Here is a 15,840-nt window from a genome sequence, read left to right on the forward strand (position 1 = left end):
GATGTCTCCTCACGCGGCCAGCGCCGCACCATACGCGCGCACGAGGCGCGCGACGCCTTCCCTGATCGCATCGACGTCCGGCGCGGCGAACGACAGGCGCAGCGACGCTGCGTCGACGTCGTCCGCGAAGAACGCCTTGCCGGGCACGAACACGATCCTGTTGACGATCGCCTGCTGCAGCAGCACGTCCGACGGCACCGCACCGATCCGCGCCCACACGAACATCCCGCCTTCGGGACGATGGAATGCGATTGCATCGCCGAAACCGTCGCGCAGCGCGTCGCACATCGCGTCGCATTTGCGCCGGTACGCGGCCGCGATGCGCGGCAGATGGCGTTCGAGCGCGCCGTCGGCCAGGTATTCGGCGGCGGTCGCCTGCGTCCACGGCGCGCTGCACAGATCGACCGTCTGCTTCGCGATCACGCAGCGCCGCGCGATTTCGGCCGGCGCGATCGTCCAGCCCACGCGAAGCCCCGGCGCGACGATCTTCGACAGGCTCGCGAAATGCACGATCCAGTCGCGCGCGCCGTCCACTTCGCCGGCCAGCGCGAGCATCGACGGCACGGCTTCGCCCGCGAAACGCAGGTCGCCGTACGGATCGTCCTCGACGATCAGGAAACGGTATTGCACCGCGAGACGCAGCAGCTTCAGCCGGCGTTCGCGCGTGAGCGTCGCACCCGTCGGGTTCGCGAAGGTCGGGACCGTGTAGAGCAGCTTCGGCTGCGCGATCGCGCCGGACGCGAGTCGTTCGCCGAGACGATCGACGTCGAGCCCTTCGCCGTCGACGGGAATCGTCACGATGCGCGCCTGTTGCAAACGCATCGCCTGCAGCGTGGCCGGGTACGCCGGCTGTTCGGTCAGCACGACGTCGCCGGGCGACACCATCACGCGCAGCAGCAGGTCGAGCCCTTGCTGCGACCCGGTCGTGACGAGCAGCTCGGCCGGCGTGCAGGCGACGCCGCGCCGCGCCATCAGCGCGATCAGTTGCTGCTTCAGTTCGGCGAGGCCGTCGGTCGGCCCGTATTGCAGACAGCGAACCGGCTGCGCGTATGCGCGTTCGGCGGCCGCATTCAGGCCGTCGACGTCGAACAGGTCGCTGGCCGGGTAACCGCCCGCGAAGGAAATCATGCCCGGTTCGGACAGGTACTTGAACAACTCGCGGATCGGCGAGCCGGCAGGGTTTTGGAATGAGGGCGTGAACGCGTACATGTCGTCGTGAGCGGGTGGGCACGGCCGGCCGGGATAGCCGTCGCGTGCCGCCGCCAAGGCGCTTCTGGCGCCGCGGCGGTGAATTCGAGCCACGATTGTCGATAGTCATTAAGGGCTCGGCAAACGATATCTATGCACTAGGTCTTGCGGTTTGGTCATCAAATGAGGGCGGCGCGCGGAACGTGGGGCCGATGCGGGGTTCGGACATTGCCCACGGTCACGCGACGCGCCGATCACGCATGCCCGCGCATGTCCTGCATCGCGGCTTCCGCCGCCTGGATGCCGGAGAACATGGCCGTGGGTACGCCATACCCCGGGAACGTCGTTTGTCCTCCGAGATAGAGGCCGCGCAGCCCCGCCCGATGCGGAAAGAACTTGTCGGGCGCCGTACCCGGGGCAATGCCGTACAGCGCGCCTTCGTACACATGCCGTTCGCTTGCGAAATCCTGCGGATCCGCCACGCGGACGCTTTCGACGCACAGGCCGGGAAAATGCGCCTGTATCGCGTGGAGATAGTCGTCGACCGCAGCCTGCGTCATCGCGCGCGTCCATTCCGATACGGAGTGGATACCTGTCGCCGGCGCATACAGTTCCAGCACCGCCTTGCCGCTTGGCGCAAGCTCCGGCAACACCAGCGACGGACAGGTATAGGCGAGCCAGTGCGGTACGCCTGGAGTCGATACATGCAGCGCCGCCTGCTGCCGCATCGAGGGCACATGATTGGTAATGAACGCGCGTGGCAGTCTGGCGCCCGAGCAGCCGACCTGAATCGAAATCGCCCGATGCGACAGCGGCGCCGTGCGCGCCCTGTGCGCGAGCCGCGGTGGCACCGCGCGGCTGGGCAACAAGTGCCGAACCACTTCGAAACCCGAACAGGTCGCCACGACGCAATCGGTCGAAATGCGCTCGCCGTCATCCAGCACGATGCCACGGACCGCCCCGTTCTCCACGACGATTTCGCGTACATGGGCGCCGAACCGGATCGGCACCGAACGCCTGGACAGCTCGCGCGTCATCGCGGAATGGATGGCGCCCATGCCTGCGCGCGGCAGATGGAACCCCTCCTCCAGCATCGCAATCAGGCCGATGATCTGTGTCGCCGGAAGGCGGTCGGGACCTTGCCCGGTGTAGAGCAGGGTCGACGCAACCGCCGACTGCAGGTCCGCATCGGCAAAGTGCGCTTCGATCAGACGGCCGGCATGCCCGCTCATGCGCGGCAGGTAACGCCATAGTTTGCCCAACGTCCGCAGCAGCGAAGGCTCGTGCGGCAACACTTCGTCGACCAGCGTTCGGTAAGCGGGCCCCCATTGCTGCCGGAGCCTGCCGAGGCCGTCGCGCAGTTGCCGTGTCCTCGAATCCGCGCGATCGCCTTCCACATACGACGTGTCGGCACTGGACAGATGAACGGCCGTTCCATTGTCCAGATGCGTGACGTGCGGACGCTCGATGGCCACCATCGGCACCTCGCGATCGAAATCGAGACCGAGGCGCCGGAAAGACGCGCGAATCAGCGACGGCACCGCGACATACATCGCGCCGTTGTTGAACGTGAAGCCGTTCTTCGTCGTGGTGGAACAGCAGCCGCCTGCATCGTCCGATGCTTCCACGATGACGACAGGCTTGTCCCCGCGCGCCAGCATCAGCGCAGCGGCTAGGCCGGCCAGCCCAGCACCGATGACGACGACCGGCTGCTTGTCATTGCTCGTCATACGATCCCTCACGCAACGATTCGCGCATGGCTGGAAACGTGTGATTGACGTGCCAGTTGCCGTCCTTCTGGATCAGCCGAACCGAATTGAGGCCCAGCGGATCGGGTGCGATCCCCCGCATGCGCGACCACATCTCGACCCAGACCGGCGTGCAGGTTACGGCGATCACGTATGGATCGTCCGGCCCGTCGGGAAACCACGTCAGCAGCGACTCTTTCCAGATGCGTCGTTTCAACGCAGTGTCGGCGGAAACCGCCGGAACGGTTCCGAGCGTCACGTATCCACGGTCGGCCATGCTGAGGAAGGACAGACTGATCGCACTTCCCCGGCTGATCTCCAGCGCTTTACGCGTTCTCGAATCGGTCATGAAACGAATCGTGAGGTCGCTTCCGATTTCCAGGATCTCGACGACCCTGGAGTTGATCTGACCGGTGGCGTCGCTCGAAGACACGAAACAGAGCGCGCAATGACTGACGATTTCATGGGCCTGTTGAAAGAGCTGGTCGGCATTCATGGTGATGTTGGACAGTGTTTCGTTTCGGGAAACTTCTCTAGAAACCGTGACAATCCGGCAATCGGAAGCGCGCCGACGCTGCCTTCACGAAAGCGGTTGAGCGGATGACCATGCCTCGACACCCACTTTCGTGGAATCGACGTATGTGACCGCATGCAGGCCCGCGCCAAGGGCGAACAAAGCCACGAAAATCCAGCTCAAGCGTGTTCCGGCAAACAGCACCGGTTGTGCAATCGCCCTCAGCAACCAGAATCCGGTTCCCGCCAGCGCAAGCGGGCCTTGGGTTCGCGTTTCAGCCAGGACGAGCGACACTGCATAGACAATGAACACGTAACTCAACATCACGTTGAGGGTCTGGGTGATACCCCGATTGAGTCTCCCGCTTTTCTCGAGAGACCTTGGCCAGTTGAACCAGCGCCAGAAGGTCAGATGGAAAAACGCGAAGCCAAGGTCATACATCGCGCTGAACAACAGCGATAGCGTGTGATGCATCAACGTCGCTCCAATGGCGGGTGTTGAACATCGAAGGTCCCGCGCGGCGTCGGCCTGTCATGGCTGTCGGCCGGCTATGCAGGAGACTTCAACATGCACTACGGGCAACTGTATACGTCGTGCATTATTTTGGCAACACGTGTCGGCGATGTTCTCCCGCTTTTCCATGCAAGCCGTTTCGCCGGACGTGACGCGGCCTCACGGTCCTTGCGGCCGCGATAGTGGTTGAAGATGCCTATGGGTATGAGTTGCGACGCGCGGGCAACGGCCACGCGCGAATCCAGGATGTGGGCCGCCCTGCATCAACGCGATGACCGCCCCGGCAATGAGAATGTGCTCAGCGAAGCCAAATCGGAATCGTGATCCCGCGAAAGCCGATCAGATATCCATGACCCGTTACAGCCTCTAGCAGCCGCTCGGATTTTATTTTTCCAACGGCGTTTCATGGCCAAATGCCGACAAACCGAGGGGCGGCCGCGGCCGCCCCACAAGCGTCGATCAATCAGCCCGCCACACCCCGATTAGCCTCGATCACGGTCAAAGCGGCCATATTCACGATCCGCCGCACGGTTGCGCTGGAAGTCAGAATGTTCACCGGCGCATTGACGCCGAGCAAGAACGGCCCCACCGCGACATTGCTCCCCGCCTCCGTCTTGAGCAGGTTGTACGCGATATTGCCGGCATCCACGTTCGGACAGACCAGCAAATTCGCCGCCCCCTTCAACGGCGACATCGGCAGCAGCTTCGCCCGCAGTCCTTCGTCGAGCGCACAGTCGCCATGCATCTCGCCATCCGCCTCGATATCCGGCGCCCGTTCGCGAACGATCTCCAGCGCCCGGCGCATCTTCGCGCCGGAAGCCGCACTCCCCGACCCGAAATTCGAGCGCGACAGCAACGCCACCTTCGGCGTCAGATTCAGCCATTCCATCTGCCGCGCCGCCGCGATCGTGAATTCCGCGATCTGCTCCGCATCGGGGTTGTCGTTCACGTGCGTATCCACCAGCGCGACCGTCCGCTGATCGAGCAACAGGATGTTCATCGCCGCGTAGGTCGACGCACCGGGCTTCTTGCCGATCACTTCGTCCACGAACCGCAGGTGATTGTGATACTCGCCCACCGTCCCGCAGATCATCCCGTCCGCGTCGCCGAGCTGCACCATCATCGCGCCGATCAGCGTCAGGCGGCGGCGCATTTCCACGCGCGCCATTTCCTTCGAAATACCGTCGCGGCACCGCAGTTCCCAATACTTCGTCCAGTACTGCGGGAAGCGCTCGTCGTATTCCGGATTGGTCACTTCGACATCCTGACCGAGCCGCAAGCGCAGGCCGAACCGCTCGATGCGCGCGAGCAGCACCTCCGGTCGCCCGACCAGAATCGGCCGCGCCAGCTTCTCGTCGACGATCACCTGCACCGCACGCAGCACACGCTCGTCTTCGCCTTCGGTGAACACGATCCGCGCCTTGCCGCCGTCGCGCACGAGCTGACGCGCGGTCGCGAACAGCGGCTTCATGAACGCGCCCGAGTGATAAACGAATTGCTGCAACTGCTCGACGTACGCATCGAGATTCGCGAGCGGACGCGTCGCCACGCCGCCTTCCATCGCCGCCTTCGCCACGGCCGGCGCGATCCGCACGATCAGGCGCGGGTCGAACGGCTTCGGAATCAGGTATTGCGGGCCGAACGACACGTCGTATGCACCGTAGGCCGCCGCGACGACTTCGTTCTGCTCTTCCTCGGCCAGCCCCGCGATCGCGTGCACCGCGGCGATTTCCATCTCGCGCGTGATCGTCGTCGCACCCACGTCCAGCGCGCCGCGGAAAATGTACGGGAAGCACAGGACGTTGTTGACCTGGTTCGGGTAGTCCGAGCGGCCCGTCGCGATGACGACGTCGTCGCGCGTCTCGTGCGCCAGTTCGGGGAAGATTTCAGGCGTCGGGTTGGCCAGCGCGAGAATCAGCGGGCGCGCCGCCATTTCCTTCAGCATCTCCGCCGTGAGAATGCCGCCCACCGACAGACCCAGAAACACATCCGCGCCGCCGATCACTTCGGCGAGCTTGCGCGCATCGGTTTCCTGCGCGAAGCGCGACTTGGCCGGATCCATCAGCGTGGTACGGCCGCGATAGACGACGCCTTCGATGTCGGTCACCCAGACGTTTTCCACCGGCAGCCCGAGGTCGACCAGCAGGTCCAGGCACGCGAGCGCGGCCGCGCCGGCGCCCGACGTCACTACCTTCACTTCCTTGATCGACTTCCCGACGACCTTCAGCCCGTTGATGAACGCGGCGGAAACGGTAATGGCCGTGCCGTGCTGATCGTCGTGGAAGACGGGAATCTTCATGCGTTCGCGCAGCTTCTGCTCGACGGTGAAGCATTCCGGCGCCTTGATGTCCTCGAGGTTGATGCCGCCGAACGTGGGCTCGAGGCCGGCAATGATGTCGACCAGCTTGTCCGGATCGGTCTCGTTGATCTCGATGTCGAACACGTCGATCCCGGCGAACTTCTTGAACAGGACGGCCTTGCCCTCCATCACCGGCTTCGACGCGAGCGGGCCGATGTTGCCGAGACCGAGCACGGCGGTGCCGTTCGTGATCACGCCGACGAGGTTGCCGCGGCTCGTGAAGCGGTGCGCCTGCAGCGGATCGGCGGCGATCGACTCGCACACGCTCGCCACGCCGGGCGTATAGGCCAGCGCCAGATCGCGCTGGGTCACCAGCGGCTTGCTCGCCACGACCGAGATTTTCCCGGGGGTCGGAAACTCGTGATAGTCGAACGCGGCCTGCTGCTGTGTCTCTGTCTGTTTCATGTCTGGGTCCCGGCGTGGGCGCCAGGCCAGTCCCGGCGCAATCCATGAAGGTGATTCTAGGGATCCGCCATAACGTGATGATTCTGTTTTAATATCGGTCCATCACTTTTTCCTGATGAATGCATGACCAGTCAATGAATTTTGACGCGAACGACGTGGTCAGGCGGCTCGGCGCTCGTCTGAAGATTCGGCATCTGGTGCTGTTGTTGCAGATCCAGCAGCACGGATCGCTGACGCGCGTCGCCGAGCACATGGCGAGCAGCCAGCCGGCCGTGACGAACGCGCTGTCCGAACTGGAGAGCATGTTCGGCACGCCGCTGTTCGAGCGCTCGTCGCGCGGCATGCGGCCCACCGCGCTCGGCGCGGTCGTGCTCGAACGGGCCAAGGCGATGATCAAGGATCTCGACCACCTCGCCCGCGAGATGGAGGCCGTCGCCGCCGGGCATGCGGCCCATCTGCACATCGGCGTGATTCCGTTCATCTCCGGCCAGATGCTGTCGGCCGCGCTGAAGCGGCTGCAAGCGCGCATGGAGCGACGCCTGACCGTCACGATTCACGAAGGCACCAGCGATCAGCTGCTGCTGCAACTGCGCGATCACAGTGTCGACATCGTGATCGGGCGCGCGTCGTCGGCGATCGATCTCGGGCAGGTTTCGTTCGAAGTGCTGTATCAGCAGCAGCCGCGCATGATCGCGAGCCGGCGGCTGGCGGCGAAGCTCGCCCGCACGCCGCTGGACTGGCACAAGCTGCACGCGCTCGACTGGATTCTCGGCGCGCCGCATACGCCGATGCGCGAACAGGTGACCGACCTGTTCCTGTCGGCCGGCATCGCGCCGCCCGTGCCGATCGTCGAAAGCTACTCGTCGAAGCTGATCGGCGAAATGATCGCGTCGAGCGACGAGGCCGTGTCGATCGTGCCGGCCGATATCGCGGAGGAACTGGTGCGAATCGCCGGCGTGGCGATCGTGCCTTATTCGCTGGTATGGACGCTGCCGCCCATCGCGCTGTTCACGCGCTCCGCCGATTCGCAGTCACCCGCGCGCGATCTGCTCGTCGACGCGCTGCGTGCGGTGTGCAAGGAGACGTACGGGAACGCGCAGCGATAACCGCGTTACTTGCCCGCTGAAAGCCGACGCAGGATTTCCGCGCGCTCGGCGGCCAGCACGTGGTCCGAACCCTCGCCTCTGTCGTAGCGTTTGCTCGTGCGATAGGAAAAGCGCTTCGCGTATTGATTGGCGGCAGGGTCGAACACCCACACATCGACTTCGAAGAAGTGCTTGTCGAAATGCACTTCGCCCTCTTGCCACTCGGCGTCCGCGCGGACAAACAGCGGATACGGCGACACCTCCGGCAAGTTCCACATCGCGCGATCGGCCATTTCCGCCTGCGTGACCTTCGGCATCAGGTTCTCGATCTTGCCGTCCGCGCCGACACGCAGCACGGCGACGCGCTCCAGCATCCCGCTGCCGCCGCCCGAGAACATCCCCGAGAAGAACACCCACGAGCCGCCGGACGCGATCGGCAACCGCTCGGACCGTGGATTCAGGCCGAACTGGTACAGCTCCTTCGAGGAATGGGGAAGCGGCGCCGGCGGCATCTCGAAGCACGGCGCACGGTCGGGCAGCACGCAGAGCTTCACGCCCGAGAGCGGAAGCCCGTCACCGTCGAGCTTGCCTTCCGTCTGAGTGAAGCGCGGGAATGCAGTTTCGCGGGGCGCGGCTTGAACGCAGGCAATGCCGACGAGCGCAATGCTCGCGATCGCCGCGAGCGTTTTACCGATCCCGCGCATCACCCCTCCGCCCGATGGCACACCGCCTCGATATTGTGTCCATCCGGACCGATGACGAACGCCGCGTAGTAGTTCGCGTGATAATGCGGCCGCAGCCCGGGCGCGCCATTGTCTTTCCCACCGGCCTCCAGCGCCGCGCGATGGAACGCATCGACTTGCTGCCGCGTGTCGGCCACGAACGCGATGTGGAGATGCGCCGGTTTCTCGTCGGTCGGGAACAGACACAGCGAAGACTTGCTGGGCAGTCCGATCTCGATCCCGCACGACGGCTCGCGTTCCCCGACGATTTCGGCACCCAGCGGTTCGAGTGCCCTGAGGAAAAACGCCTTGCTGGCGGCGTAGTCGCTGACGCCGAATTTGACGTGGTCAAACATGAGTTCCCCCGGTGGATGGATCAATCAGCATGCTGATGCGATGTAGCGATGACCGCAACGGTGTCGCATGCGATGGTAGTGCGTTACCAGCTCAAACGACCCGTATGAGACCTCCGGGCATCTGAAAGCGGACTGACGAAATCACTCCGACACCTGGGTCAATCGACGATGAAAAGTTTCGCCCCCGTCCGGGTGTAGGACTGATGTGGCTCCGCGTTGTCGCCAACCTGGTAGCTCATGCCCGCCGTCAAAACGAACTTCCGCCCGTCCTTGAGCGTTGTTTCCAGTTCGCCTTCCATACACAAAAGAACATGCCCTTTTTGGCACCAGTGGTCGGCGAGGTAGCCGGGCGTGTATTCCACCATCCGCACACGGATCCGATTCGGCTCTTCACCAAAGAACCGCGTGCGCCAATAAGCGACTCCGGTTTCTCCTCGATGTTCCGTTCGTTCGATTTCGGCCCAGTTGGTCGTGCCAAAGGCAAACGCATCCATTTTCATACTGTCGCTTCCTGTATCAGGTCGGGCTTTCGTGCCGCGGTCAATCCGCCGTCGCGATCATGCAATCCATTCGCATCCGATCGCCTTGGCACATCAAAGACTATTCCACAATTGCCGAGCAGCATTGCACGAGCCGCCGGACTGCCGGCTGGCGAAGCCAGTGCGCGCCGACTGAACGCGAAATCGAGTTCGACCGGTACACGCGTCAGCGCATCCTCGACCGGCACTGTCTCGGATTGCATCGCGCCCGGCACGACGCGTCGACGCCGCAGCCCTACGGATGAAAAGTCTCGCCCCGCTTGAGCATGTCGATGAATTCCGCGATCTTTCGCGCCCGTGTTTCCGGCTTCTTCGCGTTCTGTATCCGAAACAGGATCGCATAGCGATTACGGCTGTTCAGTGTCGCGAAGAACTTCCCGGCTTTCGGATGGGCGTCCAACGCCGCCTGCAGATCGTCCGGCACGATCGAGTTGCTGGCCGACGTGTAAGCAGCCTCCCAGCGGCCGTCCTTCCTCGCCTTCTCGATTTCGCCCATGCCGGCCGCGCGCATTCTGCCTGCGGCGATCAGCGCTTCGGCCTTGTCCTTGTTGAGTTTGGACCAGATGCTTTTCGCCGAGCGCGGGGTGAAACGCTGCAACCAGTATTGCTCGCTCTCGGCCTTCTTTTGGCCATCGATCCAGCCGTGGCAGAGGGCGCTTTCCACCGCTTCTTGATAGGTGACGGTTCTCTGCCCCGCACCTTTTTTCGCGAGCCGCAGCCATGCGCCGGTCGACGCGCCGCCGTTTTTTTCCAGCCAGCTTTCCCATTCGGCTTGACTGGCAAACGTCAACGCGCCTTCGGTCATGTCACGCCTCTGAATGGTCGGGTTTCCAACGACCCGGAAGCCGCCGCTCGACGAACGCGCGGCGGCCACCGGCGCAACCCGTTGTGCACGACCGCCTCAAAGAATCCGGTTCAACGCATCGGCAAACCGCTTCACCGCGCCATCGACATCGTGCAGCTTGTCGAGACCGAACAACCCGAGCCGGAAAGTCTTGAAATCTTCCGGCTCGTCGCATTGCAACGGCACGCCCGCCGCGATCTGCAAACCGACATCGGCGAATTTCTTCCCGGTGCGAATACCGTCATCGTCCGTGTAGCTCACCACGACACCCGGCGCCTCGAACCCTGCCGCGGCCACGCTCCTGAACCCCTTCTCCGTCAGCAGCGCACGAATGCGCTCGCCGAGCTCGAGCTGTTCCGCCTTCACCTTGTCGAAACCGTATGCGTCGGTTTCCTTCATCACGTCGCGCAGCGTCGCGAGGCTATCCGTGGGCATCGTCGCGTGATACGCGAACCCGCCGCCCTCGTACGCTTCCATGATCTGCAGCCACTTGCGCAGATCGCACGCGAAGCTGGTACTGGTCGTCGCATCGATGCGCTCGCGCGCGAGCGCGCTCAACATGACCATCGCGCAACACGGCGATGCACTCCAGCCCTTTTGCGGCGCGCTGATCAGGATGTCGACGCCGCTCGCCTGCATGTCGACCCACACGGTGCCCGACGCGATGCAATCCAGCACGAACATGCCGCCGACCGCATGCACGGCATCGGCCACCGCGCGCAGGTACGCATCGGGCAGCATCATGCCGGACGCGGTTTCGACGTGCGGCGCGAACACGAGATCGGGTTTGTTTTCCCTGATCGCGGCGACCACTTCGTCGATCGGCGCCGGCGCATAGGCGGCCTGCCTGCCGGCTTCGACCGGACGCGCCTTCAGCACCGTCGTTTCGGACGGAATGCCGCCCATGTCGAAAATCTGCGACCAGCGGAAGCTGAACCAGCCGTTGCGGATGACGAGGCACTTCCTGTTCGTCGCGAACTGTCGCGCCACGGCTTCCATGCCGAACGTGCCGCTGCCCGGGACGATCGCGACCGACTTCGCGTTGTAGACTTTTTTCAGCGTGGCGGAGATGTCGCGCATGACGCCCTGGAAGCGCTGCGACATATGATTGACCGAGCGATCGGTGTACACCACCGAATATTCGAGGAGCCCCTCGCGGTCAACATCGGGAAGTAAACCTGGCATGCTCGCCTCCGGTGAAAGATGAACGATGGAATCGGGACAAGCCGCGTCTTCGATTCGATACTGCTCTGCACCAATGCAAATGCGTCATTTCCTCGACGAAAGCAGATTCTAACGAACGCCGCCGGCCGATTGGCGCATATTTTGTCTGCTGCGGGGCCCGGTGTTCGTCGCCGCCGGCCCGCGCCGCACACATCGCCCCGCTCCGCGTAAGGGTTAACGACGCATGCGGCAAGCGTCCCATAACATGTCGATCAGCCCTTTCACGACGGATATTTCGATGACCTCCTCTCCCGCATCGTCACTGCAGTCGTCAACCGATCCAGCGCTCGCCGAGCGTATCGACGCGGTCCTGTCCCGCCAGCTCGACACGCAGCGCCTCGTCGGCGCGGTCGTCCTCGTCGCCCGCGACGGCGAACTCGTCTATCGCCGCGCGGCCGGATTCGCGGACCGCGAATCGCGTACGCCGATGCGCGAGGACACGCTGTTCCGGCTCGCGTCGGTGACGAAGCCGATCGTCTCGGCGGCCGCGATGGCGCTCGTCGCACAACGCAAGCTGTCGCTCGACGAAGACGTCACGCGCTGGCTGCCCGAATTCCGCCCGGCGCTGCCCGACGGCCGCGTGCCGACGATCACGGTGCGCCAGTTGCTCGTGCATACCGCCGGTCTCGACTATCGCTTCAACGAAACCGACGCAAACGGCCCCTACGCGCGCGCCGGCGTCTCCGACGGGCTCGACGGCGCATCGATCACGCTCGCCGAAAACCTGCGCCGGATTGTCAGCGTGCCGCTGCTGTTCGCACCCGGCACCAACTGGAACTATTCGCTGTCGATCGACGTCGTCGGTGCGCTGATCGAGGCCGTCTGCGGCGTGCCGCTCGCCGACGCGGTCGATGCGCTCGTGCTGCACCCGCTCGGCGCACGCGACACGGCCTTCGTCGCTCGCGATCCCGCGCGGCTCGCCACGCCGTACGTCAACGACACGCCTCAGCCGCACCGGCTCGCCGAGAACGAGACGGTGCCCATCGTCGAAGGGTTCGTCGGCGTCACGTACTCGCCGTCGCGCGCGCTGAATGCACAAGCGTTCCCGTCGGGCGGCGCCGGGATGGTCGGCACCGCCGGCGACGTGCTGACGGTGCTGGACACGCTGCGCGCGGGCGGCGGCGCGATCCTGCCCGCCGAGCTCGTCGACGAGATGGGCCGCGTGCAGACCGGCGATCTCGAATTGCCGGACCTGCCGGGCGCGGGTTTCGGAATCGGCTTCTCGGTGCTGCACGATCCGCAGGCAGCCGCGTCGCCGGAATCCGTCGGCACCTGGCGATGGGGCGGCGTCTACGGTCATTCGTGGTTCGTCGACCGCGCACGCGGACTCACCGTCGTGTCGCTGTCGAACACGCTCTACGAAGGCATGAACGGGCAGTACACGCTCGATCTGCGGGATGCCGTCTACGGCGCGGGGTAACCGGCCGCGCGGCAAAAAAAGGCCCGACGGAGTCGGGCCAACGGGTTTGAGACACAAGGAGAATCCCGCCCACCCCATACCGGGCGGTCACGCCGTGCTACACGACGTTCTTCTCGACGATCGGCCGGTTTTCGAGCACGCGCGCCCAGCCGAGCGACGACAGGTCGAGCGTGTCGTAACGCCCGCCCAGAATGAGTTCACTGACGCCACGCCCCGTCGCCGGCCCTTGCTGCAGCCCGTGGCCGCTGTAGCCGTTCGCGAACACGACGTTGTCGAGTTCGGGGTGGTAGCCGATGATCGCGTTGTGATCGAACACGTTGTACTCGTAGTAACCGGACCAGCAATTCTCGACGCGCAGCGCCTCGAATTCCGGCACGCGGTGCGCGAGCGTCGGCCAGATCACGTCGTCGAACAGCGCGTGATCGACTTCGTCGAGCGGCAGGTCGTCCGGGTCGCGATCCGGGCTCGGCGACGTGCCGCAGATATACGTCCGCCCTTCCGGCCGGAAATACACGCCGGTCGGGTCGATCAGCAGCGGGCAATCGGCGAGCTTCGCCGGCGACGATACGTTGAAGATGCTGCGCCGCCGCGCATACACGGGAATGTCGATGCCCATCATCGACGACAGCGTGCGCGTCCACGCGCCGGCCGCGTTGACCAGCGTGTCGCATGCGTAGCGCTCGCCGTCGCCCGTCACGACGTGCGTGATCCTGCGGCCGTCGCGCACGACGTCCTTCACGTCGGCGGCCACGTAGCGCGCGCCGAGCGCCTGCGCCTTCTTGCGCAGCGCCTGCACGAGCCCGTAGCCGTCGAACCAGCCTTCGCCGCTCACGCCGTACGCGCCCGACACGAGATCGTCGACGTTGAGCCACGGAAACTTCGCGCGCAGCGCGGCGCCGTCCATCAGCCGGATATCGGCGCCGAGGCGCGTCTGCAGCGCATGATTCTCGCGCAGCGTCGCGTCGCCGGCCGGCGTCGCGAGGAACAGGTAACCGCCTTCGTGCAGATCGATCGACGGCCGGTTGCCGTCCACTTCGAGCCGTTCGCCGATCGTGCGCAGGAAGTCGATGCCGAACAGCGACATCTCGATCGACAGCGGCGTGGAGAACTGCTGGCGAATCGACGCGGCCGACAGCGCCGACGACGATCTCGCATAGGTGGGATCGCGTTCGATGACGGTCACGGCGACCGTGGGATCGGTGGCGCGCAGGAAATACGCGATCGAGCTGCCGATCACACCACCGCCGACGATGACGACTTGAGAACTCACGACTGACTCCGGTTGCACGTAATAGGCTTGGGGCCGCTCACGCCGATGACGGGCTTGGCGCCGCCCTTCGCCGGCTGGCCGCGCCCGTGGGTGGTTCGTGCCGCGACTCGCGCGGCGTCGCGCGGGCAGGCTTCCTCGACGATCGCTCCGGCTATTTCAGCACGTCCGGCATCGCCGCGAAAGCCCGCTCGCCCGTGTTGCGTTCAGTCCGCCGATTTCGTCGTGACGGGCTGCCACGCGGCGTTCTTCACTTCATACAGCGTCGAGCTCGGGTTCTTCAGGTCGCCCGTGTTCGTGAATGCGATCGTGCCCGTGATGCCGTCGTAGCGCGTGCCCTTGAGCGCGCCGTTGAAATCGGCCGGCTTCGTCGAGTTCGCCTTCTGCATCGCGTTGATCGCGATCCACGTCGCGTCGTACGCGAACGGCGCATACGCGAGCATGTCGACGCCGTACTTCTGCTTGAATTTCGTTTCGAACAGCTTGCCTTTCGCCAGACGCGACAGCGGCTGCCCGTACTCCCACACCGCCGCGCCTTCGGCCGCGTTGCCGGCCAGCCTGATGAAGTTCGCGTTCATCACGCCGCCGCCTGCGAGAAACTGCGCGCGAATGCCGAGCTGGCGCATGCGCTTCACGAGCATCGCGGCCTGTGCGTCGAGGCCGCCGAAGAACACGAGGTCGGCATTCGTGCTCTTGATCTTCGTGAGCTGCGCGCTGAAGTCGACAGCCTTGTCGTTCGTGAATTCGCGCGCGACGATCGTGCCGCCGTTCGCCTTCACGGCCTTCTCGAACTCGTCGGCCTCGCCCTGGCCGAACGCGGTGCGATCGTCGATGATCGCGATGCGCTTCGCCTTCGTCACGCTCGCCGCATACGCACCGGCATTGCCGGCGTTCTGCGTGTCGGTCGCGATCACGCGGTACACGGTATCGAGCCCGGCGCGCGTGATGTCGGGATTGGTCGCCGACGGCGTGATCATCGGAATGCCGGCCTTCGCGTAGATCTTCGACGCGGGCAGCGTCGTGCCCGAATTGAAGTGGCCGATCACGACGGCGACCTGCGCGTCGGCAAGCTGCTGCGCGGCCTGCACGCCGGTGCGCGGATCGCTCTGGTCGTCCTGCGACGCGATGACGAATTTCACCGGCTTGCCGCCGACGGTCGTGCGCGCGGCATTCGCTTCGTCGACCGCCATGCGCACGCCGTTCTCGATGTCCTTGCCGTATGCGGCGCCGCCGCCCGTCAGCGGGCCGGCCACGCCGACCTTGACGATCGTCTCCTGCGCCCGGGCCGCGCCCGTCTGGAACACGAGAAGCGCGGCGGTCAGTGCAACGCCGGAAAGCGAACGAATGCGGAACGTCATGGCAGTCCTTCTTCTGGGGGTCGGGATGCAACGCGCGAGGGTCGCGCGCCGGCAACCTCCTGCGCGCCGGTGATGCCTTTCCGTGCCGAGGGCGGGTGCAATGCGCCGATCCGGGCGGACGATTACCGTGGCTCCGTCTCCGAAGAGCCTTTCATCGCGTAAGAGGTGAAGGGATTGTGGGTAGCCAATACCCGTGCAGCAAACGAAATATCGGAACTACGTTGTGAGGATTTGTCATCAAGTTCCGTAGTCGTGGCCGATCCGCGGCCCGTCCGTCGGTGGACCGTACAGGGAAGCC

At 64.6% G+C, this 15,840-nt stretch carries 14 protein-coding genes; 2 read left to right on the top strand and 12 right to left on the bottom strand.

Features of this window, described 5'->3' with window-relative positions; translation table 11 throughout:
• Positions 1 to 9 precede the first annotated feature (9 nt).
• From WS61_RS23275 to WS61_RS23295, 5 genes are all read right to left on the bottom strand, one after another.
• Positions 10 to 1,209, bottom strand: coding sequence for a PLP-dependent aminotransferase family protein (locus tag WS61_RS23275; RefSeq protein WP_059503891.1), 1,200 nt, complete (start codon positions 1,207 to 1,209; stop codon positions 10 to 12).
• Between the two features lie 233 nt (positions 1,210 to 1,442).
• Positions 1,443 to 2,918, bottom strand: coding sequence for an NAD(P)/FAD-dependent oxidoreductase (locus WS61_RS23280; RefSeq protein ID WP_059503893.1), 1,476 nt, complete (start codon positions 2,916 to 2,918; stop codon positions 1,443 to 1,445).
• Positions 2,905 to 3,432, bottom strand: a complete 528-nt coding sequence (locus WS61_RS23285) for a pyridoxamine 5'-phosphate oxidase family protein (protein WP_059503895.1) — start codon at positions 3,430 to 3,432, stop codon at positions 2,905 to 2,907. The genes WS61_RS23280 and WS61_RS23285 overlap by 14 nt, the downstream gene beginning before the upstream one ends.
• Before the next feature lie 84 nt (positions 3,433 to 3,516).
• Positions 3,517 to 3,924 (bottom strand): hypothetical protein, encoded by a 408-nt coding sequence (locus WS61_RS23290; RefSeq protein WP_059503897.1) that lies wholly within the window; start codon positions 3,922 to 3,924, stop codon positions 3,517 to 3,519.
• Positions 3,925 to 4,426: 502 nt separating this feature from the next.
• Complete coding sequence (locus WS61_RS23295; protein ID WP_059503899.1) at positions 4,427 to 6,727, bottom strand: NADP-dependent malic enzyme; 2,301 nt, start codon at positions 6,725 to 6,727, stop codon at positions 4,427 to 4,429.
• A gap of 134 nt (positions 6,728 to 6,861) precedes the next feature.
• On the opposite strand from WS61_RS23295, the gene WS61_RS23300 reads away from it, so the two are divergent.
• The gene (locus WS61_RS23300; protein ID WP_059503901.1) at positions 6,862 to 7,833 is read left to right on the top strand and encodes a LysR substrate-binding domain-containing protein; all 972 of its coding nucleotides are present in this window, start codon (positions 6,862 to 6,864) and stop codon (positions 7,831 to 7,833) included.
• A gap of 5 nt (positions 7,834 to 7,838) precedes the next feature.
• On the opposite strand, the gene WS61_RS23305 is transcribed toward WS61_RS23300, so the two are convergent.
• The 5 genes from WS61_RS23305 to WS61_RS23325 form a co-directional block, all read right to left on the bottom strand.
• Positions 7,839 to 8,516 carry a hypothetical protein gene (locus WS61_RS23305; RefSeq protein WP_059503903.1) on the bottom strand — a complete coding sequence of 226 codons (678 nt, stop codon included), beginning with the start codon at positions 8,514 to 8,516 and terminating at the stop codon, positions 7,839 to 7,841.
• Complete coding sequence (locus WS61_RS23310; protein WP_059503905.1) at positions 8,516 to 8,890, bottom strand: VOC family protein; 375 nt, start codon at positions 8,888 to 8,890, stop codon at positions 8,516 to 8,518. The genes WS61_RS23305 and WS61_RS23310 overlap by 1 nt, the downstream gene beginning before the upstream one ends.
• Positions 8,891 to 9,048: 158 nt before the next feature.
• Positions 9,049 to 9,390, bottom strand: a complete 342-nt coding sequence (locus WS61_RS23315) for a DHCW motif cupin fold protein (RefSeq protein ID WP_059503907.1) — start codon at positions 9,388 to 9,390, stop codon at positions 9,049 to 9,051.
• Positions 9,391 to 9,664: 274 nt separating this feature from the next.
• The gene (locus WS61_RS23320) at positions 9,665 to 10,234 is read right to left on the bottom strand and encodes a YdeI family protein (RefSeq protein WP_059503909.1); all 570 of its coding nucleotides are present in this window, start codon (positions 10,232 to 10,234) and stop codon (positions 9,665 to 9,667) included.
• A gap of 96 nt (positions 10,235 to 10,330) precedes the next feature.
• Positions 10,331 to 11,458 (bottom strand): aminotransferase class V-fold PLP-dependent enzyme, encoded by a 1,128-nt coding sequence (locus tag WS61_RS23325; RefSeq protein WP_059503910.1) that lies wholly within the window; start codon positions 11,456 to 11,458, stop codon positions 10,331 to 10,333.
• A 277-nt stretch (positions 11,459 to 11,735) separates the two neighbouring features.
• Between WS61_RS23325 and WS61_RS23330 the strand changes: the two genes are divergently transcribed.
• Entirely contained in the window at positions 11,736 to 12,917 is a 1,182-nt protein-coding gene (locus WS61_RS23330; RefSeq protein ID WP_059503959.1) for a serine hydrolase, read from the top strand.
• Between the two features lie 97 nt (positions 12,918 to 13,014).
• Here WS61_RS23330 and WS61_RS23335 read toward each other — a convergent pair whose 3' ends face one another.
• Positions 13,015 to 14,187 (bottom strand): FAD-binding oxidoreductase, encoded by a 1,173-nt coding sequence (locus WS61_RS23335; RefSeq protein ID WP_059503912.1) that lies wholly within the window; start codon positions 14,185 to 14,187, stop codon positions 13,015 to 13,017.
• 203 nt (positions 14,188 to 14,390) lie between these two features.
• Positions 14,391 to 15,542: a branched-chain amino acid ABC transporter substrate-binding protein gene (locus tag WS61_RS23340; RefSeq protein ID WP_059503914.1), complete on the bottom strand. Its 1,152-nt coding sequence runs from the start codon at positions 15,540 to 15,542 to the stop codon at positions 14,391 to 14,393.
• Positions 15,543 to 15,840 lie beyond the last annotated feature (298 nt).

This window comes from Burkholderia sp. ABCPW 11 (assembly GCF_001523445.1).
Lineage (GTDB): Bacteria > Pseudomonadota > Gammaproteobacteria > Burkholderiales > Burkholderiaceae > Burkholderia.